The 25,212-nt window shown below is 38.2% G+C and carries 16 protein-coding genes; 13 read left to right on the plus strand and 3 right to left on the minus strand.

Translation table 11 applies throughout. The annotated features are described in order from the left end of the window. Window positions 1-38 precede the first annotated feature (38 nt). Complete coding sequence (locus ACH8E3_RS05510) at window positions 39-911, plus strand: hypothetical protein (protein ID WP_458631616.1); 873 nt, start codon at window positions 39-41, stop codon at window positions 909-911. 129 nt (window positions 912-1,040) lie between these two features. Here the strand turns inward: ACH8E3_RS05510 and ACH8E3_RS05515 are convergent. Further along, window positions 1,041-2,398, minus strand: a protein-coding gene (locus ACH8E3_RS05515; protein WP_458631617.1) for an IS3 family transposase whose coding sequence is annotated in 2 segments (ribosomal slippage) — window positions 1,041-1,945 and window positions 1,945-2,398 — 1,359 coding nt in all. Because the reading frame shifts where the segments join, the coding sequence is not laid out codon by codon here. Window positions 2,399-2,763: 365 nt separating this feature from the next. On the opposite strand from ACH8E3_RS05515, the gene ACH8E3_RS05520 reads away from it, so the two are divergent. The 9 genes from ACH8E3_RS05520 to ahpF all read left to right on the plus strand — a co-directional run bounded on the left by ACH8E3_RS05520 (window position 2,764) and on the right by ahpF (window position 14,108). Next, on the plus strand, window positions 2,764-3,348 hold the full coding sequence (locus tag ACH8E3_RS05520) for a restriction endonuclease subunit S domain-containing protein (RefSeq protein ID WP_458631618.1): 585 nt from the start codon (window positions 2,764-2,766) through the stop codon (window positions 3,346-3,348). After that, window positions 3,335-6,544, plus strand: coding sequence for a type I restriction endonuclease subunit R (locus tag ACH8E3_RS05525; RefSeq protein ID WP_458631619.1), 3,210 nt, complete (start codon window positions 3,335-3,337; stop codon window positions 6,542-6,544). Before ACH8E3_RS05520 ends, ACH8E3_RS05525 begins: the two co-directional genes overlap by 14 nt. Before the next feature lie 13 nt (window positions 6,545-6,557). Next, a complete protein-coding gene (gene rhuM, locus ACH8E3_RS05530; protein WP_458631620.1) occupies window positions 6,558-7,559 on the plus strand; it encodes a RhuM family protein in 1,002 nt (333 codons plus the stop codon). Then, window positions 7,556-8,764, plus strand: coding sequence for a restriction endonuclease subunit S (locus tag ACH8E3_RS05535; protein ID WP_458631621.1), 1,209 nt, complete (start codon window positions 7,556-7,558; stop codon window positions 8,762-8,764). Before rhuM ends, ACH8E3_RS05535 begins: the two co-directional genes overlap by 4 nt. Before the next feature lie 15 nt (window positions 8,765-8,779). Next, a complete protein-coding gene (gene fic / locus ACH8E3_RS05540; protein ID WP_458631622.1) occupies window positions 8,780-9,397 on the plus strand; it encodes a protein adenylyltransferase Fic in 618 nt (205 codons plus the stop codon). Between the two features lie 36 nt (window positions 9,398-9,433). After that, window positions 9,434-11,035, plus strand: coding sequence for a type I restriction-modification system subunit M (locus ACH8E3_RS05545; RefSeq protein WP_458631623.1), 1,602 nt, complete (start codon window positions 9,434-9,436; stop codon window positions 11,033-11,035). Window positions 11,036-11,161: 126 nt separating this feature from the next. After that, complete coding sequence (locus tag ACH8E3_RS05550; protein ID WP_458631624.1) at window positions 11,162-11,569, plus strand: S-layer homology domain-containing protein; 408 nt, start codon at window positions 11,162-11,164, stop codon at window positions 11,567-11,569. A 436-nt stretch (window positions 11,570-12,005) separates the two neighbouring features. Next, entirely contained in the window at window positions 12,006-12,569 is a 564-nt protein-coding gene (gene ahpC / locus ACH8E3_RS05555) for an alkyl hydroperoxide reductase subunit C (RefSeq protein ID WP_458631625.1), read from the plus strand. A 9-nt stretch (window positions 12,570-12,578) separates the two neighbouring features. Beyond that, on the plus strand, window positions 12,579-14,108 hold the full coding sequence (gene ahpF, locus ACH8E3_RS05560; RefSeq protein ID WP_458631626.1) for an alkyl hydroperoxide reductase subunit F: 1,530 nt from the start codon (window positions 12,579-12,581) through the stop codon (window positions 14,106-14,108). Between the two features lie 170 nt (window positions 14,109-14,278). On the opposite strand, the gene ACH8E3_RS05565 is transcribed toward ahpF, so the two are convergent. Continuing rightward, window positions 14,279-18,829: an S-layer homology domain-containing protein gene (locus ACH8E3_RS05565; RefSeq protein ID WP_458631627.1), complete on the minus strand. Its 4,551-nt coding sequence runs from the start codon at window positions 18,827-18,829 to the stop codon at window positions 14,279-14,281. A 271-nt stretch (window positions 18,830-19,100) separates the two neighbouring features. Between ACH8E3_RS05565 and ACH8E3_RS05570 the strand changes: the two genes are divergently transcribed. Together ACH8E3_RS05570 and ACH8E3_RS05575 are read left to right on the plus strand one after the other, a co-directional pair. Continuing rightward, entirely contained in the window at window positions 19,101-20,654 is a 1,554-nt protein-coding gene (locus ACH8E3_RS05570; RefSeq protein WP_458631628.1) for an extracellular solute-binding protein, read from the plus strand. A gap of 36 nt (window positions 20,655-20,690) precedes the next feature. Continuing rightward, window positions 20,691-21,647 (plus strand): DUF1861 family protein, encoded by a 957-nt coding sequence (locus ACH8E3_RS05575; protein WP_458631629.1) that lies wholly within the window; start codon window positions 20,691-20,693, stop codon window positions 21,645-21,647. A 78-nt stretch (window positions 21,648-21,725) separates the two neighbouring features. Here the strand turns inward: ACH8E3_RS05575 and ACH8E3_RS05580 are convergent, their stop codons facing one another. Next, entirely contained in the window at window positions 21,726-24,059 is a 2,334-nt protein-coding gene (locus ACH8E3_RS05580; RefSeq protein ID WP_458631630.1) for a helix-turn-helix transcriptional regulator, read from the minus strand. Window positions 24,060-24,284: 225 nt separating this feature from the next. Here ACH8E3_RS05580 and ACH8E3_RS05585 point away from each other — a divergent pair, with 225 nt between their 5' ends. Then, window positions 24,285-25,205: an ABC transporter permease gene (locus ACH8E3_RS05585; protein ID WP_458631631.1), complete on the plus strand. Its 921-nt coding sequence runs from the start codon at window positions 24,285-24,287 to the stop codon at window positions 25,203-25,205. The last annotated feature ends 7 nt before the right edge of the window (window positions 25,206-25,212 follow it).

Consider the following 25,212-nt stretch of genomic DNA (forward strand, 5'->3'; position numbering starts at 1 on the left):
GAGCATAACAGGCTTCGAATAGGTTTAGGAGGAATGTTATGGATAAATTAGTATTCGACCGGTTTAAATACTTGATGGAGCGTGAAACACCTGTTTTCAGGTCTTATGTAATGAAGAAGGCAAACGGCGAAATATTGGACATCGAAACTCTTCCTCCAGATGACTTGCAAGAGATGTTTATAGACGAAGTAATAACTGATGGTGTGATTGCTGATCTCTTTGATGTCGAGCAGAAAGTTGTAACAAGGAAGAGGTATAAGCATGGGATTAAGCTCGGACAAACTTTATCTCGCAAATCAATTGAACTAATTGAAAACATGTCAAAATTAATTGAGACAAAAGATGTATCTGAAGATATCGAGCTTGTACTGATACCAATTAAAATAATTATTCATCCGGACGATGATCTTATTTTCGCACCTTATCATGCGTTTGAAAATGATGGAAGGAAGTATCCTTTTTACGATTTTGAAGGTCTGAAAGAAGTTGATACTGAAACCTTTTGTGTAAGGATTAGTCGGGTAAAGCGAGAGATCGAAAACCTATTGGATGAGATTATTGAATTTTTATGGGAATATGAATGGGAAGACGAAGTATATTTCGAACGAGAGAATGATAACAAGATAGGCGTATCAGCATCCCTTTTCGTTGATGAGGATTCCACTGCTGCTAAGATTAGCTTAGCTGTATCACTTCATATTTCCGGTCTGCATAAATCTGGAGATCTTATTTTTGTTACGGAGTACGATTTGGGTACAGGCAGCCTTAGTTTTCAGACAGAAGGGTGTGATTTTGAACAAGATGTTGACGAAATTCAGGGTTTATTCTTAGAATGTTGGAGCAACGTTAACCATTACGTTCAAATTCAGAATGAAATTGAACTGGAGTTGGAATTGGAAGATGAGATTTAGGTTAAGCTACCTCCCCAAACATCCTAAACATCACGCGGCGGCGAATTGTGGATTTACCACGCCACGCCTCCACCATCATTAAACCCGACCGCATTGAAGTGACCCCCTAAAGTTAGACAGGTTATATTATTAAGCAACTTGTTGGGCATGAGTTCGGTACAGTACCGGACTCATGCCTTTTAGTTTTGTTTTAATTCGCTTGTGATTGTAATAATCAATGTATTTAGATAGCTCTTGTTTAAAGTGCTCGACACTCTCAAATTTCTTTAGATAGAGTAGTTCAGATTTCATAATACCAAAGAAATTCTCCATCACAGAATTATCGTAACAATTACCTTTGCGAGACATACTCTGGGTAATTCCACGTTCCTTAAGGGCATGTCGGTATGGCTTCATCTGGTAGTGCCAGCCCTGATCTGAATGCATTAGGAGTGTATCATCTTTGGATAATCGTTCAAAAGCCTTTACTAGCATCTCTGAAACAAGGGAATACGTAGGTCTAGAGGCAATTGTATACGTGATAATCTCGCCGTTAAATAAATCTAAAACAGGTGATAAGTAAAGTTTTTCTCCAAATAGCTTAAATTCTGTGATGTCCGTAACCCATTTTTCATTCGGCTTCTCAGCGTGGAATTTGCGTTCTAATATGTTCGCTGCGATCTTACCGATCGTCCCTTTATATGAACGATATTTCTTCATACGCACAAGGCACTTTAATCCCAATACCTTCATCAAACGGTGTACCTTTTTATGATTTACATGGTGCTTACGATTCACTAACTCATCACGAATGCGACGATATCCATAACGCCCCTCATGCTCCTCATAAATCGCTTGAATAGCGTCTTTCAACTCCTTATCTCTATCAGGCATGCCAAACGTCTTTACCACGTAATAATACGTGCTACGAGGGACCCCTGCTAGTTGTAGAAGTCCCTTCACCGAAAATTCATACCTTAGTTCATAGACTACTTGAGCTTTGTCTTGTTTGGTGATTTTCCCTTGTTTTGAACTAAGGCATTCAACTTTTTTAAATATGCATTTTCCATTCTCGAATACTCTACCTCTGCTTGTAATGCCTCCACAGACCCTTCTGCAAATACTTGAGTCTTTCGCTTACTAGGTTCTTTATTCATGGATGGACGCCTCTTTCCCTTTGGTTGTAGAGCGTCCATCCCATGTGATTTTAAGCCTCTTTGCCAGCTTAAAATGGTACTATGGCTTGCAATATTAAATATCGCAGCCGTTTCTCTAACAGACGTCTCATATTGCTTCATATAAGTAAGTACGTCTAGTTTAAACTGTGCGGGATATGATGTATAGCCCTTTTTAAAAGCTTCTTCACCATGATGTTCATACTGACTAATCCAGTTTGAAAAGGCAGAATGGTGAAGCTCTATTGATTTCGCAATGGTTTTCAAGCTCTCTGATCCCTTTTTATAACGTATAACGGCTTGAATTTTTTCATCTGTATTATACCTGGTCATAAAAAACTGCACCTCCAAATGTTAGTTGTGTCTAACAATTGGGGTGCAGTTCATATGAGGTCGGGTTTTTTGTTATATCTTGAAAAGTAGACATCTTAATATTAGCATGTGATACCTAGGAGTTAATTTGGTAGACAATACATATGAGCATGATTGTATCGCTCTCTCTCACTTGTAAGACACCTGGCACAATTAATACTGAATAAGAAAACATAAGAAGTTGTTTGCTCTTTATCAGGGAAGGCGACTCTTTATATATAAAATGTAATTTATCGAAATTAATATATTAATGTTTGCATATCCAAAAGTAATTTGATATGATTCAAATAACAAGTAAATTTAATTTTAGAAAGGCACGAATTTAAATGATAAAATTAGAAAAAGTGGTAGAATTCGTGAGTGGTTCCCCACAATTTAGAATTAAAGAAGCGTTGGATGATCAAGCGCCACTGTACACCTATTATGGACAACAAGATATTGAAGATGATTTGATTAGTTCAGGTTCTAATGTTAGTGACGGCAAACAAGTACGAACCTTTGATAAAGTAAGCACGCTAAATCAAGGTGATGTTGTGTTTAGTTTGATATCGGGAAGATCGACTATAGTTGGTATGAAGCATCAGGGATATCTATACACGCAAAACTACGCTAAGTTAGTGGTTGATGTCACGATGGATTCAAAATATCTTGTTTACTTACTTAACGAAGATGAATTCATTAAGAAACAGCTTCAAGTTGGCTTACAGGGCTCCCAAGTTCTGAAATACACGCTGAAACAAGTGAAAGAACTTGAGTTGCCAGATGTGCCAATAATAGAAAAACAACGCATGATTGGTGAACTTTATTTCAACCAGTTACGACTAGAAGCACTAAGAAATAGAGTGGCCAATTTGGAAACTACCATAGTATTAGAAAAGCTAAAGGGGGCAAGTCGGAATGACCGAGCATGAATTTGAGACAGAATTAATTCAATACCTCACAAGTGGTAGAATTATGGAAGATGAACATGCTGAAGGAATAGGGAATCCTACTTTCAAAGAATCAAGTGTTGATTATGTAGCGAAATCCAAATTGTGGAAATATGAACCAAATATTAAAACTACAGAACAACTCTGGGATAATTTCAAAGCGATCTTGGAACGACACAATCAAAACACACTTGAACATCCTCTAAGTGTTGTAGAATTCAACCAGGTTAAGAAGATTATCTCTGATATTCATACACCTTATGAAGCGGGGCAGTTCTTGTATGGTTTGAATGGAGTGACACAAATCGAGATTGATTTAGACGATGGACGTCATGTGTTTCTTACTGTTTTTGATCAAAAACAAATAGGGGCTGGCGATACAGTCTATCAAGTGGTGAATCAAATTTACCGACCAGCTGTGATCACAGGAAAGCAAAAGTGTTATTTTGACACAACTCTTTTAATTAATGGTCTACCTATCATTCAAATTGAGGAAAAGCGTGACACGCGCGATGTCAATGAAGCGCTCAATCAAATGCATCAATATGCTGATGAAAATCAGTATCGTGATATTTTCTCAACATTGCAAATTTTGGTTGCCATTACACCGAACAATGTGAAGTATATGGCCAATACGACATCAGATAAATTTAATAAGGACTTTGCTTTTAACTGGCAACGTAAGAGTGATAATACGATTGTACGCAACTGGAAGGAGTTTGCAGACTCCATGCTTTCTATTCCAATGGCACATCAAATGGCTACCAACTATATGATTCTGGACGGTACAAGAAACAAACAAATGTTGAAAGTGATGCGTCCTTATCAAGTGTATGCAACACAAAATGTGATTGATAGCTTGAAGCGTTCAGATTTTGAGCTGGGCATGAATAAAGTTGGTTACATATGGCATACAACGGGATCTGGTAAAACGATCACAAGTTTCAAAACGGCTTGGCTTGCAAGCCGTATGCCGAAAGTGGATAAGGTTGTTTTTGTTGTGGATCGAATTGCTTTAACCAAGCAAACCAATGAAAATTACAAAGCTTATGATCCTGATGCGACCGAAGATTCATTTGGCAGCGTTCAAAACACAGATAATACGACTGATTTGAGTCGTAAGCTTAAGAGTAAAGACAATGGTATTATCGTGACTTCCGTTCAAAAACTTGACACTTTAGTAAAACGTAAAACTTTTAAAGCGCCAGATAAGAATATTGTATTTATCGTAGATGAAGCACATCGTTCAACGGGCGGTGACTCATTCGACAATATCCAAAAAGCTTTTAAGAAATCTGCTTGGGTAGGTTATACTGGAACACCGATGTTTGATGAAACTACCACGGGGCTTAGAACAGAGGACATTTTCGGCCCACTATTACACGCGTATACGATTCGTGAAGCGATTGCTGACCGAAATGTTTTGGGATTCAAAGTTGACTTTGAGACAACCATTGACGAACAACAAATGAAAGAGCAATATCTCCCTGCGTTCTACCGTGAACGTTATCCCACATGGAGCGAAGAACGAATTCAAAAGAAAATCAAAGACCTCTCTCAAGAGGATATGGATGATGCCGTTGAACCAAGTTTCTACGATGAAAATCCAGATCACATCAAATTAGTAGTAGAAGATATTTTTGGAAATTGGCGTAATCGTTCTAATGAAGGAAAGTATAATGCTTTGTTTACAACTCATGTAGGTGGTGGTAAAGCAAGTACACCGATGGCAATGATGTATTTCAATGAGTTTCAACGTCTAAACGAAGATCATAATAAGAACGGCGGACAAGTATTAAAAGTTGCGGTGACATTTAGTCATAACACTTCAAACAATGATAGTATGCTTGCCAGCAATCAAGGTCTGCACGATGCGATTAAAGCTTATAATGCTGAGTTTGGTACATCTTTTGGGATGGATGATGTTTCTGGCTATACGCAAGATGTAACTTCACGTTTAAATAAATCAGCTACAGATGGGAAATTCCTGGATTTGGTTATCGTGGTTGATCAATTATTAACTGGATTTGATGCACCTGAACTTAACACGCTTTATGTGGATAGAACCTTAAAAGGCGCAGGGTTAATTCAAGCTTATTCAAGAACGAACCGTATTGCAGATATGCAAGCGAAACCATGGGGACGTGTGGTCAATTACCGATGGCCTGCGCACAATGAGAAGTTGATGAATAAAGCACTTGCTATCTATGCCAATAAAAACTCAGCCAATCTGTCTGATGAGGAACAACGTGAATCTAATCAGGAAGATGGGATTATAGCTAAACCATTTGAAGATGTATTTAATGAAGTGAAAGAAGTGGTTGGAAAACTAGGTAGCTTAACAACTGACTTTCAACAGCTACCCCCATCTGAGAAACAAAAGGACTACATGCTTGGTTTACTCCGTGAATATAACAGAGGAATGGCGAAATTAAAGCAATATGATCCAGATGAAGTTAACGGTGAAAAAATCGGATTTAATTATGATAATCCAGATGAGTTAGTAGAGAAGTTAGGGATGAGTTCAGAGCAAGAAGTGATGTTGACAACAGTCTTAACCAATGAACTAAAGTCACATATTGCAAAAGAAAGGAAAATCCCTATCTATCAAATCGAACTACGTATGATACACGTAAAGGATGTCAAAGTAGACTATGATTATCTGACTGAACTCGTGGAACAATTATTAAACCAAGTTCACGAAGGTAAAGAGGAAGAAGCCAAAGAAACGCAAGAAAAAATTAATCAATTTGCTAATGGATTGGATGATCGTAACTATGCAACCAAGATCATGAATGCGGCTGTCGCCATTATCAAAGGTCACTTCCCGCCTGCAGGCTCTGACTTTAAGTATCCTATGAAGCTAAGTGATAGTGAACAGATCATCCAACAAGCGAACAACGTTAGCCTCGATCGAATGTTTCTTGACTTCCGAGTGAAGTGGGGAATTACGGATATTATTACAAGCTCCCAAATGCGTGAGTTGTTCAGTCGCCACCGCTACGGTTTGCAAGATTTGGATGATACGGGTCAGGTCCGTGACATAATTGCTCAAGCCAGTTCTGGCTATGCGACACTTGCTCATGATGAAGTCGTACAGTCATTGCCTAGAATGAAATATCGCAACGGTTTACGAGACGCGATTTACGAACTAGCGGATGAATTGGTAGAAAGGTAGATGGCAGCTTATTATGAACGAAATACAATTTTTAATGTATGATGCTGATGAAAAAGTGGAAGTTGTTGTTCGAGATGAAACGATTTGGGCGACTCAAAAGATTATTGCACAGCTTTTTGATGTTGGTGTCCCAGCAATCAGTAAACATTTGAAAAATATATTCCAGTCAGGAGAATTGGATGAAAAAGTGGTTGTTTCCATTATGGAAAATACCACTGTACATGGTGCAATGGAAGGGAAAACACAGAAGAACGTTGTTAAATATTATAACCTAGATGCGATTATCTCAATTGGCTACCGTGTCAATTCACAAAAGGCAACGAAGTTTCGTATATGGGCAACCGATGTCTTAAAAGATTATATCCAAAAAGGTTTCAAAATTGATGTTGAACGTATGAAACAAGGTAAGAATGTGTTTGGGAAGGATTACTTTCGTGAATTGCTTGAAACGGTTCGTTCCATTCGAGCAAGTGAACGACGTATATGGCAACAAATATCAGACGTATTTGCAGAAATTTCATACGACTACGATAGGAACGCAGAGATCACCAAGATGTTTTATGCGACAGTTCAAAACAAGTTTCATTATGCGATTACAGGTAAAACCGCTGCTGAAATTGTTTATAACAGTGCAGATAAAGGCAAAGAACATATGGGACTAACTTCTTGGAAGAACTCGCCTGATGGCCGTATTTTACAATCAGATATTGTAGTTGCAAAGAATTATTTATCAGAAAAGGAAGTTCGCAGTTTGGAGCGTAACGTATCAGCTTACTTTGACTATGTAGAGCGCCTGCTTGAAGATGAAACTTTATTGGGAATGCAGGACTTTGCGAAAAGCATTGATGAATTTCTAGCGTTCAATCGCTATGAAGTCTTGGATGGAAATGGGCGTATTTCACAAAGCGTAGCTAAGAATAAGGCTATTGGCGAGTATAAAGAATTCAATAAGCATCAAAGAATAGTTTCTGATTTCGATAAAGAAATCAAGAGAATACAGGGAGAACAGACATGAGCGAATACAAAAAGAATGTACCTAAAATTAGGTTTCCTGGATTTAATGATGCTTGGGAAGAGCGTGAGTTGGGGGAGTTGTCTGATATTGTTCGTGGGGCGAGTCCAAGACCTATTCAAAATCCGAAATGGTTTGATGAAAAATCCGATGTTGGCTGGCTACGAATTGCAGATGTAACTGAACAAGGCGGACGAATTCACCGTCTTGAACAACGTATTTCAGAGTTGGGACAAGAAAAAACTCGAGTGCTTAGAGAACCGCATTTATTGCTAAGTATAGCTGCAACTGTTGGAAAGCCTGTCGTAAACTACGTTAAAACTGGTGTACATGATGGGTTTCTTATTTTTTTAAATCCGAAGTTTGATCGTGAGTTTATGTTTCAATGGTTAGAAATGTTTAGACCTATGTGGCAAGAATATGGCCAGCCTGGTAGCCAAGTGAATTTGAATTCTAGTTTGGTGAAGAATCAGGTAATCATGTTACCAATTGATAATGAACAGAAGAAAATTGGTCAGTTCTTTGCCACTATCGACAACCTCATCACCCTTCATCAGCGTAAGTTAAATAACGTGAAAAATCTGAAGGCTGGGTTGCTTCAAAAAATGTTTCCGAAAGATGGTGAAGATTTTCCAGAGGTTCGTTTCCCTGGATTCAGTTTCGCTTGGGAACAGCGTAAGTTGGGAGAGATCGCTGAATTTAATCCTAAATCAATATTGCCAGACGAGTTTGAATACGTTGATTTGGAATCTGTAGTAGGTACTGATTTGATTGCTCATCGTACTGAATCAAAAGAATTTGCACCATCTCGAGCTCAACGCTTAGCACAACGTGGAGATGTCTTTTATCAAACAGTTCGTCCTTACCAAAAGAACAACTATTTGTATGACTTGCCTTATAATAACTATGTATTCTCAACTGGTTACGCACATATGCGACCAAGTATTGATAGTTATTTCTTGCTTAGCCGTGTACAAGAAGAGTTATTCGTTAAGACTGTTCTAGATAGAAGTACGGGTACAAGTTATCCTGCAATTAACTCAAATGATTTAGCAGAAATTGAAATTAAAGTATCTATTGATAGTGAGGAACAATTTAAAATTGGATCAGTATTCCGCAACCTAGACACCCTCATCACCCTTCATCAGCGTAAGCTGGAACACCTGCAAGAACAGAAGAAAGGACTGCTACAACAAATGTTTGTTTGACGGGAGGAATAAGCTATGGCATTAGAAAACATATTAGGGATTACTGATTCTTCGGAACTTGCTCGTATTGAGGAGAAAATCAGCAAGATGAAGGCCCTTGAAATGTTTGAAACGGGTTTTTTAGATACATTAGAAGTTGGAACATTTAAGGCGTTAGTCGAAATTCACAAGTGTCTGTTTGATGAAATTTATGACTTTGCCGGAAAAGTGCGGGATGTAAATATTGCAAAGGGTAGTTTTCGTTTCGCGCCTGTTATGTACCTTGAAGTTGCAATTGATAAGATCGAAGAAATGCCACAATCAACCTTTGACGAAATCATAGAAAAATACGTTGAGATGAATGCAGCTCATCCCTTCAGAGAAGGGAACGGAAGAAGCGCAAGAATATGGCTTGACACCATATTAAAAGGGGAAATAAGGCGAGTTGTCGATTGGAGCAAGGTCGATAAAGAAGATTACTTGCTTGCAATGGAAAGAAGTCCTATTAAGGACGTCGAAATCAAGGTTCTTCTTAAAGTAGCTCTTACAGATAAGATCAATGACCGTGAAATTTATATGAAAGGTATCGACGCAAGCTATCATTATGAGGGTTACTACGTATACAAGACGGAAAACCTCACAAATGAGCAGTAAATTTGGCGATTGAATATCTAGGAGGAAAATAACAATATGAGCAATAATGTACAAACAATGACAACAAAGCTGTGGGCGATGGCAAATGAGCTTCGTGGAAGCATGGATGCTGCAGAATATAAGAACTACATTTTAGCCTTTATGTTTTATCGTTATCTGTCAGAACACCAAGAACAGTATTTAGTTAACAATAATGTCCTTGATATTGCTGTTGGTGGATCAATTAATAATGCCTATGTAAAACAAGCGAACGGTGATGATTTGATTGACTACTTAGAAGATATTTCTTCGAGTTTAGGCTATGCTATTGCGCCGCTTGATACTTGGGAGTCTTTAGTGGACAAGATTGATAATAGCATGGTGATTCCTAGTGATTATCAGACTATATTTGATAACTTCAATAGAAACGCTGAATTAAACAAAGAAGCTGCGAAAGACTTCCGTGGCGTATTTAACGACATCAATCTTGGAGATTCGCGTCTTGGTTCTTCTACAAATGAACGTGCCAAATCACTTAACCGAATTGTAAAACTTGTTAATGGCATTGATTACAAAGGTGAAGATAACAAAGATATTCTTGGGGCAATCTATGAATACCTAATCGGTCAATTTGCAGCAAGTGCAGGTAAAAAAGGTGGAGAATTCTATACACCCCATGAAGTCTCTATCATATTGGCTAAAATTGTTACGGACGGTGTACAAGAGTCGGATAATACTTTTTCTGTATACGATCCAACTTGTGGATCAGGGTCATTGCTATTAACGGTTCAAGGTGAGTTGCCTAGTGGAAATAAACCAGGGGCAATTAAATTTTTTGGTCAAGAAAAGAATACGACAACATACAACTTGGCTCGTATGAATCTAATGATGCATGGTGTTTCATTTAATAACATGACACTCTCTAATGCTGACACATTAGAAAGTGATTGGCCTGATGGGCTAGATGCAAAAGGCAATGATCAGCCTCGTTCATTTGATGCCGTGGTTGCAAATCCTCCTTATTCTGCGCATTGGGACAATAGTGAAACGAAACTAAAAGATGCACGTTTTAGTGAATATGGTAGACTTGCCCCTAGAACTAAGGCGGATTATGCATTCATTCTACATAGTTTGTATCATCTGAATGATACTGGAACAATGGCGATTGTATTACCGCATGGTGTCTTGTTCCGTGGTGCAGCAGAAGGTGCGATTCGACAAACGATCATTGAAAAGAACTACCTTGATGCCGTTATAGGATTACCTGCCAATTTATTTTACGGCGTATCCATTCCAACTACAATTTTAGTATTTAAGAAGAAAAGTAAAAAAACAAAAGACATCTTGTTTATCGATGCAAGTAATGAATTTGAAAAGGGTAAGAATCAAAATAAACTTACTGATAAAAATATTAGTAAGATTATAGAAACTTACCGAAATCGTGTAGCTGTTGATAAATATGCTCATGTTGCATCACTCGAAGAAATCAAAGAAAATGAATACAACCTAAATATCCCTCGCTACGTGGATACATTTGAAGAGGAGCAAGTCATTGATCTTGATGAAGTGAATAAGCGATTAGAGCAAGATAAACAAGAAATTGCTGAACTTGAAGCTAAAATCAATGAACAATTGAAGATCTTGGGTATTCATGTGTAAGAATTGACGAAAGAGGGTCAAGGAAATAATTCCTTGACTCTTTTTTTCTTTCGCTTGGGAACAGCGTATATTTCAAGTACATTTGATATAGAAAATATAAATGGTGAATTGGAGTTGCTACTTAAGATGAAGCTGAAAGTAACGATGTTGATGTTTGTGTCCGTTCCTTTGTTGGCGTGGAGCGGTGTAGTTGTGGCTGCGTCGAAATCATTCAGTGATGTGAATACATCTCATTGGTCGAACAAAGAAATTAATTTTTTAGTAAACAAAGAAGTAATTAATGGCTACCCAGATGGACGATGCGGAGTCAATGATTCAATTACAAGAGCGCAAGCGGCTACAATGATTATGCGCTCATTCGCCTGGGGAACGAGCGGTGAATGGAACGACCCTGGTTATTCCGATGTTAGACCGGGTAAACATTGGGCATATAATGAGATTACCGGTGTTTATAATATGGATATTTTCATGCCAACAGGTAAATTCCAGCCAGAATTAGAGGTGACTCGTGGAGAGTTGCGTTCAGTCTGCTGAAGGACGATTAGGTTTTTACATTTGCTAGGGTGACATCAAAACTGTTACTACACCCAACGCGAAGCGTAGCTTATGTGTCGATATTCTCGGACAGGGGTTCGCCTCCCCTCGCCTCCACCATGTAAATCCACAACCTCAAGAGGTTGTGGATTTTGCTTTATTGATATGAATCTCGTAAGAAAATGACTGATACATAAGTATCTAATCATTATCTATAAGAAATAAATACTCAGGTTTAACTTAGAAGAATAATGATGAATGAGTCTAATATTTAGAGAGTTCACTAATTGGTTGATTATAATCACTCTAAACTAGCTTGACAGATTATAGCCTTTAGTTAATAATAATAATTATAAATTGTATTCATATTGAATTGTAATAAGCCTGAATATGATTGATTATATTAAAAAATATAACTTAAGAGGAGATTATAAATATGTCACTTATCGGAACAGAAGTACTACCATTTAAAGCATCTGCATTTCAAGAAGGTAAATTTATCGATGTTACGGAGGAAAATTTCAAGGGTAAATGGAGTGTAGTTTGTTTTTATCCAGCTGACTTTACATTCGTGTGTCCTACCGAGCTAGAAGATCTACAGAACCAATATGAAACTTTAAAAGCACTTGGAGTTGAAGTATATTCCGTATCAACGGATACTCATTTTACACATAAAGCATGGCATGCAAGCTCTGAAGCTATTGGTAAGGTTAAGTACATTATGATTGGTGATCCTTCACATGTGATCTCTCGCAACTTTGATGTATTGATCGAAGCTGATGGTCTAGCTGATCGTGGTACATTCATCATTGATCCAGACGGTATTATCCAGACTGTTGAGATTAATGCAGGAGGCATTGGACGTGATGCAAGTGCGCTTGTTAACAAGATCAAGGCTGCACAGTATGTACGTAACCATCCAGGTGAAGTTTGCCCAGCGAAATGGTCTGAAGGTGCTCAAACACTTAAACCAAGCCTTGATCTCGTAGGCAAGATTTAGGTGGCCAAAATGACACTAGATCTAGAGATAAAGACTCAACTAGAACAATACCTCCAGCTCTTAGAAGGTAATATAGTGTTAAAAGTCAGTGCAGGCAATGATGAAGCATCTGAAGAGATGTTGTCTCTGGTCGAAGAACTTGCGAGCATGTCTTCTATGATATCGGTAGAAAAAAGACAATTACCTAGAACACCAAGCTTTAGTGTCAATCGCGTAGGTGAAGATACAGGCGTAACCTTTGCTGGGACGCCATTGGGACACGAATTCACTTCATTAGTACTCGCTCTATTGCAGGTTAGTGGACGAGCTCCAAAGATTGAGCAAAGTGTTATTGATCAGATCAAAGGCATTCACGGTGAATATACGTTTGAAACGTATATCAGCCTAAGCTGTCATAATTGTCCTGATGTTGTACAAGCACTGAACTTGATGAGTGTTCTTAATCCTGGCATTACTCATACCATGATTGATGGTTCAGTATTCAAAGCAGAGGTAGAAAGCAAAAACGTTATGTCTGTGCCAAGTGTGTACCTTAACGGTGAATTCTTCGAAAGCGGTCGTATGACGGTTGAAGAAATTCTTGCCAAGATGGGTAATGCGCCTGATGCATCAGAGTTTGATAATAAGGAGCCTTTTGATGTACTTGTTGTTGGTGGTGGCCCAGCAGGTGCTAGTGCAGCGATTTATGCAGCACGTAAAGGGATTCGAACAGGTATCGTTGCTGAGCGATTTGGCGGTCAGGTCAACGATACTATGAGCATTGAGAACTTTATCAGTATACAATATACTGAAGGGCCTCAGCTTGTAGCGAATATAGAACAACAAGTGAAAGAGTACGACATCGATGTAATGAAATTACAGCGTGTTAAGCGTTTAGAAAAGAAGGAACTCATCGAAGTTGAACTCGAAAACGGTGCTGTACTCAAAAGTAAGACAGTCATCGTTTCGACAGGCGCTCGTTGGCGTAATATGGGTGTACCTGGTGAAGCGGAGTTTAAGAACAAAGGTGTGGCTTACTGCCCCCATTGTGATGGTCCTTTGTTTATAGGAAAAGATGTTGCAGTTGTTGGTGGTGGTAATTCAGGTATTGAGGCAGCGATTGATCTTGCAGGGATTGTGAAACATGTAACGGTTCTTGAATTCGCACCAGAGCTCAAAGCTGATGCTGTTCTACAAGATCGTCTTTACAGCCTACCTAACGTTACTGTACTGAAGAACGTTCAAACAAAAGAAGTTACCGGAACAGACAAAGTTAACGGTATTTCCTACATGGATCGCGATACAGAAGAAATTAAGCACATTGAATTGCAGGGCGTGTTTGTACAAATTGGCCTTGTACCAAATACAGATTGGTTAGGTGATACGGTTGAACGGACTCGCATGGGCGAGATCGTTGTGAACAGTCATGGTGCTACAAATCTACCTGGAGTATTTGCGGCAGGAGATTGTACGAATAGTCCTTATAAGCAGATCATCATTTCTATGGGATCCGGTGCTACTGCAGCATTAGGTGCTTTCGATTATCTCATCCGAAATTAATAAGCCAGAAATAGATAGCCCTCATTTCTCACGAAATGGGGGCTATTGCTATTGAACTGCACCCCAATTGTTAGACACACAATCTAACAATTGGAGGTGCTTTTCTTATGCCCACATTTACTGCTGAAGAAAAAAGGAACGCGGCTATGGAGAACTTCTTCGAACTATTTTTAATTCGGTATAATCTGCAATAAACGATAAAGAATGATAACTATCTCTGCTCTTGTAATCTGCTTATTTGGATGTAGCATTTTTTGATGATCTCCCTGAATAATGCCTAGTTGGATGAGTGTTGACCATGCGGCAATACTTTCAGGTGAGAGTGTGCTTACATCCTGATACTGATCTAAGCTTATACTGTTGGGTTTAATTTCTAGCTCGTTGCGATTAATAAATTCAACTAACCATGCTACGACCTGCTGTCTTGTCATCACTTGATTTGGTGAAAAGTTATCTAAGCTAATCAGAGCTTGCTTATTGGCTTGATCCACATATGGCTGGTACCATGGAAGATTTTTAGAGTTAGCAACATTACTTCCCGTATTTAGGTTATGGATACGTACGAGCATAGTTAACAGCTCAGCTTGTGTAAGATTATTCTGTACTCCAAAATGTTTTTCACTTTGTCCTTTTACAATATGCCAAGAGGTTAATGCAGCAATTGCCTGATTCGCCCAGTGTGTATTGGAAGCATCATCATAGGACTTGTGGTAAGTTAGACCAACATACTGACCGCCATTTTGTATACGAACTTGCCATTGGTTATGATGTAGCTGACCTATTCCATAGAAGAATGCCGTACGGTCTTGTAACATATATAATCCTAAACCGTTGTCATCTGTGATACCAGTAAACGTCAGTAGTGCTGAGATTGGCAATGTCACTATCGTTTTTCCGTTATTATCAATCGTAACTGCGTCAACATATATGATAGGCGTTGCAGTTGGTGTCGCTAATGGATCAGTAAGCTGTTCAATAGTTAATACGATTCTTGTATTTGGAGTAAGCTGACTCATAAGTTTCTGCAACTGTGTTTCATCAAATGTAATATTGAACTGTGTTGATAGAAGCCGTAACTGCTGAATCGATTTCAAATCCTCAATAGTTAATAGCAACTGCGTCTTATTTTCTGGTATAAGTACACTTGTTACGCCTTCTTGCGTAATTAACGACTGCCCTTGAAGTGTCCAATAAGCCGGATTACTTGGGGTGAATACGCCCGGTTGATTAGAAACTGGTGCTGAAGAAGGCTTAGGTGTAGGAATTGGTGTGTCCGTTATCGGCGCTATAGTTGGTATCCCTTCTACCCATAACAGTTGCTCATTCGTTGCATCTCGAACGACAGAGATTACTTCATTGGAAGCTAAAGTATAGCTCGCATAAGATGTAACAGGATATAATGTTATAGCATCCAAATAAACAGACGTTGCACTGCTTACGTTCGATAAGGTTAATTGATGTTCACCTTCCGTTAAGTTCATTCGCCCTACCTTTTGTACAACGACATTACCATTCATACCATTATTTAATGAAATCGTATTTATGCTCTGTTGGTCAACGGTAATGTTAAAGCTGGCTTGGTTCTGATGAACATAGCTTAACACCACATCATAGGTTGCATTTTTTGGAACTTCAATATTGAAGGAGCGAGTAATGTTTGGATATAGCTCCACATAGCTCGAATTGGAAAGCTCCGTGTTTCCATAGCGTACTTCAGTAACACCCATTGTATAAATCTTAGCTTCCGTTACCATCGCGAAGCCTTCATACCGTAGTGTTTTAGTAGAGTTGACATTGAAGCGAACAAGCAATTCTGTAGCATCTTCAGGGATAGGCGCAAGTGGTGTTGTTTTTACCGAATTTACCCCTGAATACCATGTGCGTGCATGGTATGACATGTTCTCTGAGCTCGCAATTAATGTTTCTTCTTGCTCACTGTTAACTGCAAAAACCTCTGCAATTAAATCAGTATCGAATTCGACACGAGCAGCAAAATCTAGCTTTACATAATCACCATGCTGAAATTGACCCTCTTCATTACCGATAGCAATGGTAGTCAATAATTCGCCCTGATCAAATAAACGCATATTGTTGTAGCCGTCTGCTGCCACGAAGATAGTTTGCTTACCGTACCAGTTAGGATAAAGTTCTGTTAGTTGGGTTATACCTTGAGCATCCGCATAAATAAGCTGCTCATTTGAACCTGATTGTGAATTCTGTGCAACAATCGCTTGCTCAGGTGAATTCAGCATTCCATTAGGTAAGTTTTTTTGTGCATCTGGTGGTGATGAATTTTTAAATAGCTGTTCAATTTCAATGGTTTGTGCTCCAAATGTCTCGCCTGTAGTAGCATATAAATATTGCTCAGCTTCGGGTAAGCTCATCAAACGGGCTAAAGTACGTATAGCTTCAGCTAAAGATTCCCCTCCACTGTTGATATTTACCTCTGTTGCTGTCATACCGTCATATGCATATCCTGTTTCTTGATTGAACATTGGGGTATTCATCACATTGTTACCAGTCCACCAAGAGCCTATTAAGCCAGCTAGCTTAGCATATTTCGTATCTTGCGTAATTTCATAAAGCGCCAGCATATTATCTACATTACTGGAGGTTCCGTAGTTAATTAGTGGATATGGCTTCTTATTTGGAGAAATAGTTTCAGCTCTTCCTGAAATCATTAGATCGCCAATAAAGCTTTCTGCCGCATAGACCGCAGAGTTAATCCATTGCTCATTATCTGTTAGAACACCGGCATATGCCATAGCTCGAATAGAAATGCTACCCCATTCATTCCAGTTTATCGACTTTTGTGAGCCATCAATAATATGCATAAATCCGCCATAAGGGAATTGGGTAAATGAGCCTGCTTGCGTCATAGCGAGCGCTTCACCTAGCTGGTGGGTAATGACTTTAATTTGTGCCTGTGTCGCTTGATCGGCTACTTTATGATGTGCATATAGAGAATTGATTACACCAGCTGTCAGCCATGCGTCACCGCCGAGCATCCATTTAGCATAGCTTTTATCTCCAATAGTGAAGGTTTCTCCGTATTGGGGAGTAGTTAGTTCCGTTAATCGTTGTAAATTAAGCGCAAGGCTAGCTTCTAATCGATCTTTTAGCTCATCATCTGAATTATTGAGAATCGAATAAGCTTCTGCGATAGCCCCATAAGCACGTAATGCCCACCATGTATAACTCTTGCTAGAGGAATAGCTATCCTTCTTTTCAATGGTACCGTCTTGATGACGAACAACAAAATTATCGTAATCTCCATCTGAATATTGCATCCACATTAGAAACTCTAGCCCGAGCTTAATATTCTCATAGCTAGTAGAATCACCATATAGACGGTAATGCTCAACAAATGCCGTTACGGATCGAGATACATCATCGACAGCTGCGAAGCCCTCCTGTGGGTCTCCAACCCATTTATACCCCAATGATAAATTATTGCGATCGATTGGTTCTGAATATAAATGTGTAATAAGCATAGGTATATCTTCGATTTCAACCTGTTCATTCATAAATAGAAAATGCTCCAAATTCAAATAGAACAAATGACTTTGCTGCAATGGAAATTTTTTAAAGAAGAGAATGTCTTTTTCAGTTAGCTGGTCGTCCTTATCAAAGTCGAAGCGTGCCTCATAATTGTCTTGCTCATATGCTTGCTGCAAGAGGGCCAAGTCTTGCTCATTAATATATCCGTCTTCATTCAAATCATATATATTAATGTTGGATCGGGTACCTTGAATATGAAAGTCCTTCATACGAATAGAAGAATTAGAATCGTTATAAATGGTAACCCAAAGCTCTGAAGCTGAGCTAGATATTTGAGCTCCGTTTTGCATGACTTGACCAGAGACGGTTATCCATTGATTGCGTGGCAGGTTGGTAATGTTATTAATATCAATCAGCGTGTTGGCTCCATCATTAAGGCGCAAATAAACGTGATCGTTAGTTGTGACGGTATCTGAAATAAAAAGACTCACTTGAGCTTCAACAATATCACCTTGCAAAGGAGAATTGCCGTTAGATGATAATGCAAGGGGACGCCATGCGGCAACTCCTTGATTCATATAGATGGAGGAATTTACATTTATTACTCCTGCGTATTCCCAATTTCCTGTAAATGGTTCAGTAAAATAAGCATTTGGTACATCATATAAGATCGTATCGTTAGAACGCTCACCCCAAAGCCTGATGCTTTGAATTTCCAAGGTCCCATCTGTATCATTATGCAGCTCGACCCATAACGTGTCAGTTCCAGCTGGAATAATGCCGTTGTTGTCCTTAGGGCTTGCTTGTAAGGTTGTTTGTTGTCCTGTAATCGCATCGTCTATCGATGAAATCTCAACAAGATGCTGATCGCTACCTACCACTCGAATAAGTACATTATTAGTGTTCGTAATATTAGAGTGTGTAATAAAGGTAACTTCGGCATGAACCGTATCTCCTACTTGTGGGCTGGAGAGTTCATCGGTGAAACGAAGTGGTTGCCACAATGTAGCTCCAGAATTTAGCTGGATAGAATGTTGCATTTCAAAATCAGAATTACTTTCTAGTGTTGATGTACCCCACTCATCCGCTACATTTGTAAATGTGGTTGTATCGTATGTAATGATTGAGGTTAGATTGCCAGATGCTTTCACTGCGTTCAGCTCTGGTAAGCCTGAAAGGAACAGCAAGCATACAAGCATGATACAAATTAATTTTTTCATTTTATATACCTCCCTATAGCATATTGTGTTTGAATCTAATGCCATCGTAATATAACCGACAGACATATGATATTCCCAAAAGCTACAGTTACTATCTAAAATAAGCGAAAAAATAAAAGTGATGTATTTTGAAGATATAATACAAATTTGAAGTTCTCATTTTGAGTGATATAGGAGCTTATCGTGGTTTTAGAAATATACGCTAGGTAATGATCTGTATAGAATAGGACTTAAGTAATTATGATGTACCCATAAAAAGGAGGAGTTATTTATGAAAAGAAAGAGCAAGAATATGCTGTTACTTGCCATTATAATGGTGGTCGCTTTAATTGCAGCTTGCAGCAGTAACAACGGAAACGTCAAAAGTGATGGTGGTAATGCAACAAATTCAACGGCTGAAACTCCAGCGCCAACCACAGAGCCATCTAAGACTCCAGAAAAAGCTGTAGAGCTACTTGCTTACTTTCCAGGGGATAAACCAGCTGATTTTGATCAAGTAATAAGTGCAGTAAATGAAAAGATTGCTACGGATGGGATTGCAGCATCATTAAACATTCAATTTTTAAGCTGGAACGATTATGGGAATATAACAACCTTAAAAACTTCAGCTGGTGAAGAATTTGATATGTTCCTTGATGCTCCTTGGCTTCATATTAATCAAATGATCAGTAGTGACGCAATTATTCCTTTAGATGACCTCATTAATCAAAATGAGAACTTAAAAAATTCAATTCCAAAGCAAATGTGGGAGGCTAACAAGTTTAATGGTAGCATCTACGGTATTCCACTTGGTATTTCACAAGGTAAAATGGGTGGGTTTTTAATAAGAAAAGATTTACGTGAGAAATACGGTTTAGATCCAATTCAAACACTTCAGGAGTTAGAAGGTTACTTATATAAAGTTAAACAAAATGACCCTTCTATTATTCCTTTTGCAACAGATGGCCGTTATGCAGATGGATTAGTTAATTTATTTAATTTTGAAACTACAGGCAGTGAGATTGTGCTTGATGTAGGAATGGATGTTTACTATAAAGGAACAGTAGATGGTAAGATTTATCCTGTTTATGAGCAACCAGGATTTGAAGATACATTAAAAAGGTTAAACAAATATTTCGCTGATGGGATTCTAGAAAGAAATATGGCACAGCAGGAAAACTCCTCAGCATTATTCAACCAAGGTAAAGTAGCAGCTATTCAATATTCAGGTGACGGTGTTGAAGGATTGAAATTCGTGGATGCGTTAAAGATTGATGGCGTAGAACTTGAGGTAGCCATTGTGAATCAGGGACAAACGCTATACTCAGACTTTAAACAATGGAACTTCTTAGTTGTTCCTTCATCTTCTAAGCATGCAGATAAGGCTATGCAGGTAATGGATTGGTTATCTCTTAAGGAGAATCATGACCTATTGGAGTATGGTATTGAAGGAAAGCATTGGGAAGCTGTTAATAATGATCAGTATAAAGTAGTAGAAGGTAGTCAATATTCATTCCCGGGATATGTAATGACATGGAGACCTAATCTAGTAAGAACACCTGAACATATGATTGCGGATGATTTGAAATGGTATGAATTTACTCGAGATGCAGACAACTATGAGCTGTCACCTTTTGCAGGATTTACGCCAGACACAGAAGCGTTCAAAACAGAGTATGCACAGCTTAGCTCTGTGAAGGATGAAATATTAAAACCTTTAGGAGCGGGTGTTTTGGCAGCTGGAACTGGATTGAAGCAGCTACAGAATGCTTATAAGAACTCAGGAAACGATAAAATTATTGCTGAGTTAGAAACGCAATTCAAAGCTTTTTTAGCAAATCAATAAACATTAATGCCTACCGCACACATGGAGGAATTCATAATGAAGATAACACAGACATGCCAGCAGCTTCTTAATGAGTTTGTGCATGATGGAGAAAGAAGTAGCTCAAAGCTTTCCTTTCTAGGAATTGATGGCTATGATGCTTATAATATTTCTGCTCCATTCACAATGGATGGTAAGGAGGTGCTCGCAGCTAGAGTTGAGCTGCGAGACTCCGAACAATCTCAAGTTATGTTCTTTAAAAAGAGTAGTGAAGCATGGAGCTTGATTGATGGTGCCCCTGTACTTAAATTACAGGATCCCTTTGTTACGGAGGTGGGATCTGAATGGATTATTGGGGGCGTAAGAACGATAGCCTCTGAGCATAATCCAGAGCATATTGTATCATGGGTCACTGAGTTTTACCGAGGTCATTCATTGTTTGATCTTGCTCATTTTGCAACTGGACCAGATCGAATGAAAGACATTCGTTTATTGGAGCTGCCAAACGGAAAAATAGCGGTGTGCACAAGACCGCAGGGAGAGGTTGGTGGGAAAGGTAAAATAGGCTTTATCGTTCTTCCATCGCTAGCGCAATTGAACGAGCAATCAATAAACGCCGCCGCTATATATCAGGATCAGTTTATACCTGACGAATGGGGCGGTGTCAATGAACTGCATCTGTTAGCTAATGGAATGATAGGTGCGCTAGGACATATCGCAAGTTTTGAGAATAATGAGATCCGTCACTACTATAGTATGACCTTTGCTATTCATCCAGTAACGAGTGAGCGTACACCTATAAAAATTATAGCGATACGTGACATGTTTCAAGAGGGACCAACTAAGCGCGAGGATTTGGTAGATGTCCTTTTCAGCGGAGGAATTGTCCGCCACCCTAATGAGAAGGCGATGCTTTACACGGGTGTTAGTGATGCAGAGGCGCATTGTATTGAGATACAAGATCCTTTTATAGTGTATGAGCTGCTACCAGAAATAAATTATCATACGGTATAAGTTAGAACGGCAATATTAGCGTTAGTTAAATGTCGCTAAAGTAGTAAAAGCAGGATGGGATTCTCCCATCCTGCTTTTTTAAGTTCTTTGAATTTCTGGCATAATATATTGCTTACGATATTGCGCTGGTGTCATTCCATATTGCTTCTTGAAAGAAACATAAAATGAATTAATAGCTGAAAATCCATTGTTAAGAGAAATATCCTCAACTGTGCGATTTGTATTGACTAAGAGTAAAGCTATCTTTTCTAATCGCTTTGCTGTAATACTATCGGCAAGTGATTGTCCAGTTTCGTCCTTATATACTGTTCGTAAATAATTAGTAGATAGCTGCAACTGATCGGCAATCCATTTGGTCGATAAATTTTGGTCACCTAAGTAACTTTCTATTAAATATTTGACTTGATCTACAAGTTGCTTATTACGATTTGTACGCAAGGAAGCGGACTTTAGCTGTTCGATATAGCTAGAAAGCTGCTGATGCAACCATTGCTTATAGTTAGTAATCGTTTCTAAGCTATGAATATTCTCTTGTATAAAGCGAATATTCCACTGCTTCATATTTGAATAATTTTGCTGAAAGGTTTTACCTATCGTTAAGGTCAATCGTGTTAGAGAAAGCTGAGCTTCAGAGACAGATGAAATACTTAACGTTTGAAAAAAGCCTTCCATATAATGCTCGGTATCTTGTAAATGCCCAATTTTCAAGCTATTAATAAGTTTGCGTTCAATTTCATCTGGATATTGGTATGAAAATATAGCAGCATGCTCTTCCTTATGGTCTAATACTTGTATTAGACCAAGTCCTTCAAAGAACTTTAGTTCAAACGAGGCGTGAACAGCTTCATGTGCCACTGGCAGCTCATAAATGTTATTTAGGCTAGTGCTTGATGTAATACTTACATGAACAGATAAATATTGAAAGATAGCATTTTGACATTGCGTAAGCTTAGTAAACAAATCATCTTTATGCCCAATGGCACTAATAATAACGCCAAACTGATGCTTCGAAAGTGAAATGGCATAACCTCGTTCGAATGTAAATGTTTCTTCTACGATATTCAAAATAGCAAAGGTAAGCAGCTTAATTTCATTTTCTGGATAGCGGCTGGACCAGTTATCGTATTGATCTATTTCTATTTCTATGAGCTGAACCTGCTGTTGCGTAGAGATATGCAGGTCAACCTCTTCTAGTTTTCTTTGCAATATAGTAGGTGGTAGGTTTTGTTGATTTAATATTAAATCTTTTAGTAAATGGTTTTTAGCTTCATCTTGATAGTTCTTCCAAGTTTCTGAAAGACGACTTAAATTAGATTGCTGTTCAAAGTAAAGCTGAGAAACGACGCTTAGTTCATTATCAAATTCTTGTTCATGCTTCCAAGCCTTGTCTAGGTTTAATTCTGTCATGAGCTTGGAAATGGGATTATAAAGCTTGCGCGCAATTATCCAGACTAAAATTAACGTAATAAAAAAAAGCGGGATATAAAAGAGCAAAGTTATGTTTCTGAAATGTGAAACGCCTTCAATTAAGTGTTCAATAGGTACAGTATAAACAATCTTCCAATGTTCATGACCGACAACCGTTAGATTGGCATAACTAAGTAGCATTTGCTTGTTATCAATCTTAAGCTGTGTCCAGCCACTTTCTTGTTGACTGGAGAAATGCCTTTTGTCATACGTGAAGGGCTGTAAAAACTGGTCTGGATAATTGGATGCAACAATTTGCTGAGCATCATTTATAAGTAAGTAATTGCTCTCAATTTTAGAGAAATCACGTCCTATTAGCTCAAGTATGCTGTTTTCGTCGAAATTAACAATTAGTGTTGAAGTTGATTGATTAGGCTCATAGGGAAAATAATAGGTTAGAACATTCGCTTCAAACGGCTTAATATTGTTCAATAAACCATTTACATTACGGGCATTTAACGTGTTTTTATTTAATATTTGATCGGAATGTAAATAAGTTAGTGCGTCTTGATCATAGAAATCGTTAGATTGATATACACCACTTCTCGTATCAATAATTGTATTGGAGTAGCCATTTACCATATAGATGGAATCAATTAATGGATCATTCAACACAATCTTTCTTAAAGCAGACCATACGATATACTCATCATAAGGATCAGAGTGTTGAGAGTATGCATAAGCGACAAGCTTGGAATCTCTGCTCCACTGTTGGGTTGTAAGCAGAGACCAATCAATCATGTAAGAAATAGAGTTAGCTGTTTTTTGGAGTGTGTCCTCTGCATGGCTGCCAATTTCCTTAACTATGCTTCTTGATGCCATTGTATAGAAATAAACAGTACTCATCGTTAATATGACTAAACAAGAGATAATGAGATAAATAAACATCTGAACAAATGTCTTTCGGCGGTTCATTTTATTCTTCCAATGTTGAAAAAAATTCATCCGTCTCATCCCTTTTTATTCTGTTTATACATCTAATATTCGCTTCATAATTTCATTATAAAGAAATTCGATTGATTGGGAATCTTTATCGTATTTTCAGTATGAATTGATGCTTTTTGAAGTCAATATTTCTATGCTTTTTGCTATTACTCATATATTTAATAATAGTCTATTTTCATTGCATCTCATAAACTGACAATATAAAGTGAGTGGAGGTGTAAGGTAATGGAATTCAAGTCAACAGCACGTCATATCATTAAGAACCCCTTTTTGTATCTTCTTGCTTTACCTGGCATTATATTTGTATTTATTTTTAGCTATATTCCAATGTACGGAATTCTTATAGCGTTTAAGAATTTCAATATACGCAAAGGAATTCTAGCAAGCGAATGGGTAGGTTTCAAGAACTTCGAGTTTTTCTTCACGACTGATAAGCTTTGGTTGGTGTTGCGAAATACGGTACTTTTGAATGTTTTATTTATTGTTGGCACTACAGTTTGTGCAGTATTACTAGCAATATTTCTCAATGAAATTAGATTAAAGTGGCTCAAAAAGGGATTGCAGTCCCTCATATTCCTCCCTTATTTTATGTCATGGGTTGTTATTGGAATGTTGGTTCAATCTTTTATAGGTGGAATGAATCCTGCGCTTGATTCTATGCTGTTGTCTATCGGCATTGAGGCTCCATATTGGTATAACGAACCACATTTATGGCCGTGGATACTGACAGTGATTCGAATTTGGCAAGGAACAGGTTATTTATCCATCATTTACTTGGCAGCAATTACTAGCTTTCCAGATGAGATTTATGAAGCAGCTAGAATTGATGGTGCAACAAGATGGCAATCCATATATCGGATTACGATTCCTCTACTTATTCCTACGATATCGATTCTTACAATTTTAGCAGTAGGTAAAATATTTAACGGTGATTTTGCTATGATTTATGCCATTGTGGGTGATAATTCAATGCTTTACCCAACGACGGATGTTATTGATACGTATGTATTCCGATCGATGCGTGTACTGAATGATTTTGGCATGGCTGCAGCCGTTGGATTATTCCAAGCCGTAATGGGCTTCATCTTTGTTATTGCCGTTAATGCTATTGTTAGGAGATTTTCTAAGGATTCAGCTCTATTTTAATTTACCC

Source organism: Paenibacillus sp. CMAA1364, from assembly GCF_054373195.1.

What these genes read in the sequence shown, in the direction of transcription:
- ahpF (WP_458631626.1), top strand. Translation starts at nt 12,579, where the DNA reads ATGACACTAGATCTAGAGATAAAGACTCAACTAGAACAATACCTCCAG.
- ACH8E3_RS05520 (WP_458631618.1), top strand. Translation starts at nt 2,764, where the DNA reads ATGATAAAATTAGAAAAAGTGGTAGAATTCGTGAGTGGTTCCCCACAA.
- ACH8E3_RS05570 (WP_458631628.1), top strand. Translation starts at nt 19,101, where the DNA reads ATGAAAAGAAAGAGCAAGAATATGCTGTTACTTGCCATTATAATGGTG.
- ACH8E3_RS05535 (WP_458631621.1), top strand. Translation starts at nt 7,556, where the DNA reads ATGAGCGAATACAAAAAGAATGTACCTAAAATTAGGTTTCCTGGATTT.
- ACH8E3_RS05565 (WP_458631627.1), bottom strand. Translation starts at nt 18,829, where the DNA reads ATGAAAAAATTAATTTGTATCATGCTTGTATGCTTGCTGTTCCTTTCA.
- ahpC (WP_458631625.1), top strand. Translation starts at nt 12,006, where the DNA reads ATGTCACTTATCGGAACAGAAGTACTACCATTTAAAGCATCTGCATTT.
- ACH8E3_RS05545 (WP_458631623.1), top strand. Translation starts at nt 9,434, where the DNA reads ATGAGCAATAATGTACAAACAATGACAACAAAGCTGTGGGCGATGGCA.
- rhuM (WP_458631620.1), top strand. Translation starts at nt 6,558, where the DNA reads ATGAACGAAATACAATTTTTAATGTATGATGCTGATGAAAAAGTGGAA.
- ACH8E3_RS05510 (WP_458631616.1), top strand. Translation starts at nt 39, where the DNA reads ATGGATAAATTAGTATTCGACCGGTTTAAATACTTGATGGAGCGTGAA.
- ACH8E3_RS05580 (WP_458631630.1), bottom strand. Translation starts at nt 24,059, where the DNA reads ATGAATTTTTTTCAACATTGGAAGAATAAAATGAACCGCCGAAAGACA.
- fic (WP_458631622.1), top strand. Translation starts at nt 8,780, where the DNA reads ATGGCATTAGAAAACATATTAGGGATTACTGATTCTTCGGAACTTGCT.
- ACH8E3_RS05525 (WP_458631619.1), top strand. Translation starts at nt 3,335, where the DNA reads ATGACCGAGCATGAATTTGAGACAGAATTAATTCAATACCTCACAAGT.
- ACH8E3_RS05575 (WP_458631629.1), top strand. Translation starts at nt 20,691, where the DNA reads ATGAAGATAACACAGACATGCCAGCAGCTTCTTAATGAGTTTGTGCAT.
- ACH8E3_RS05585 (WP_458631631.1), top strand. Translation starts at nt 24,285, where the DNA reads ATGGAATTCAAGTCAACAGCACGTCATATCATTAAGAACCCCTTTTTG.
- ACH8E3_RS05550 (WP_458631624.1), top strand. Translation starts at nt 11,162, where the DNA reads ATGAAGCTGAAAGTAACGATGTTGATGTTTGTGTCCGTTCCTTTGTTG.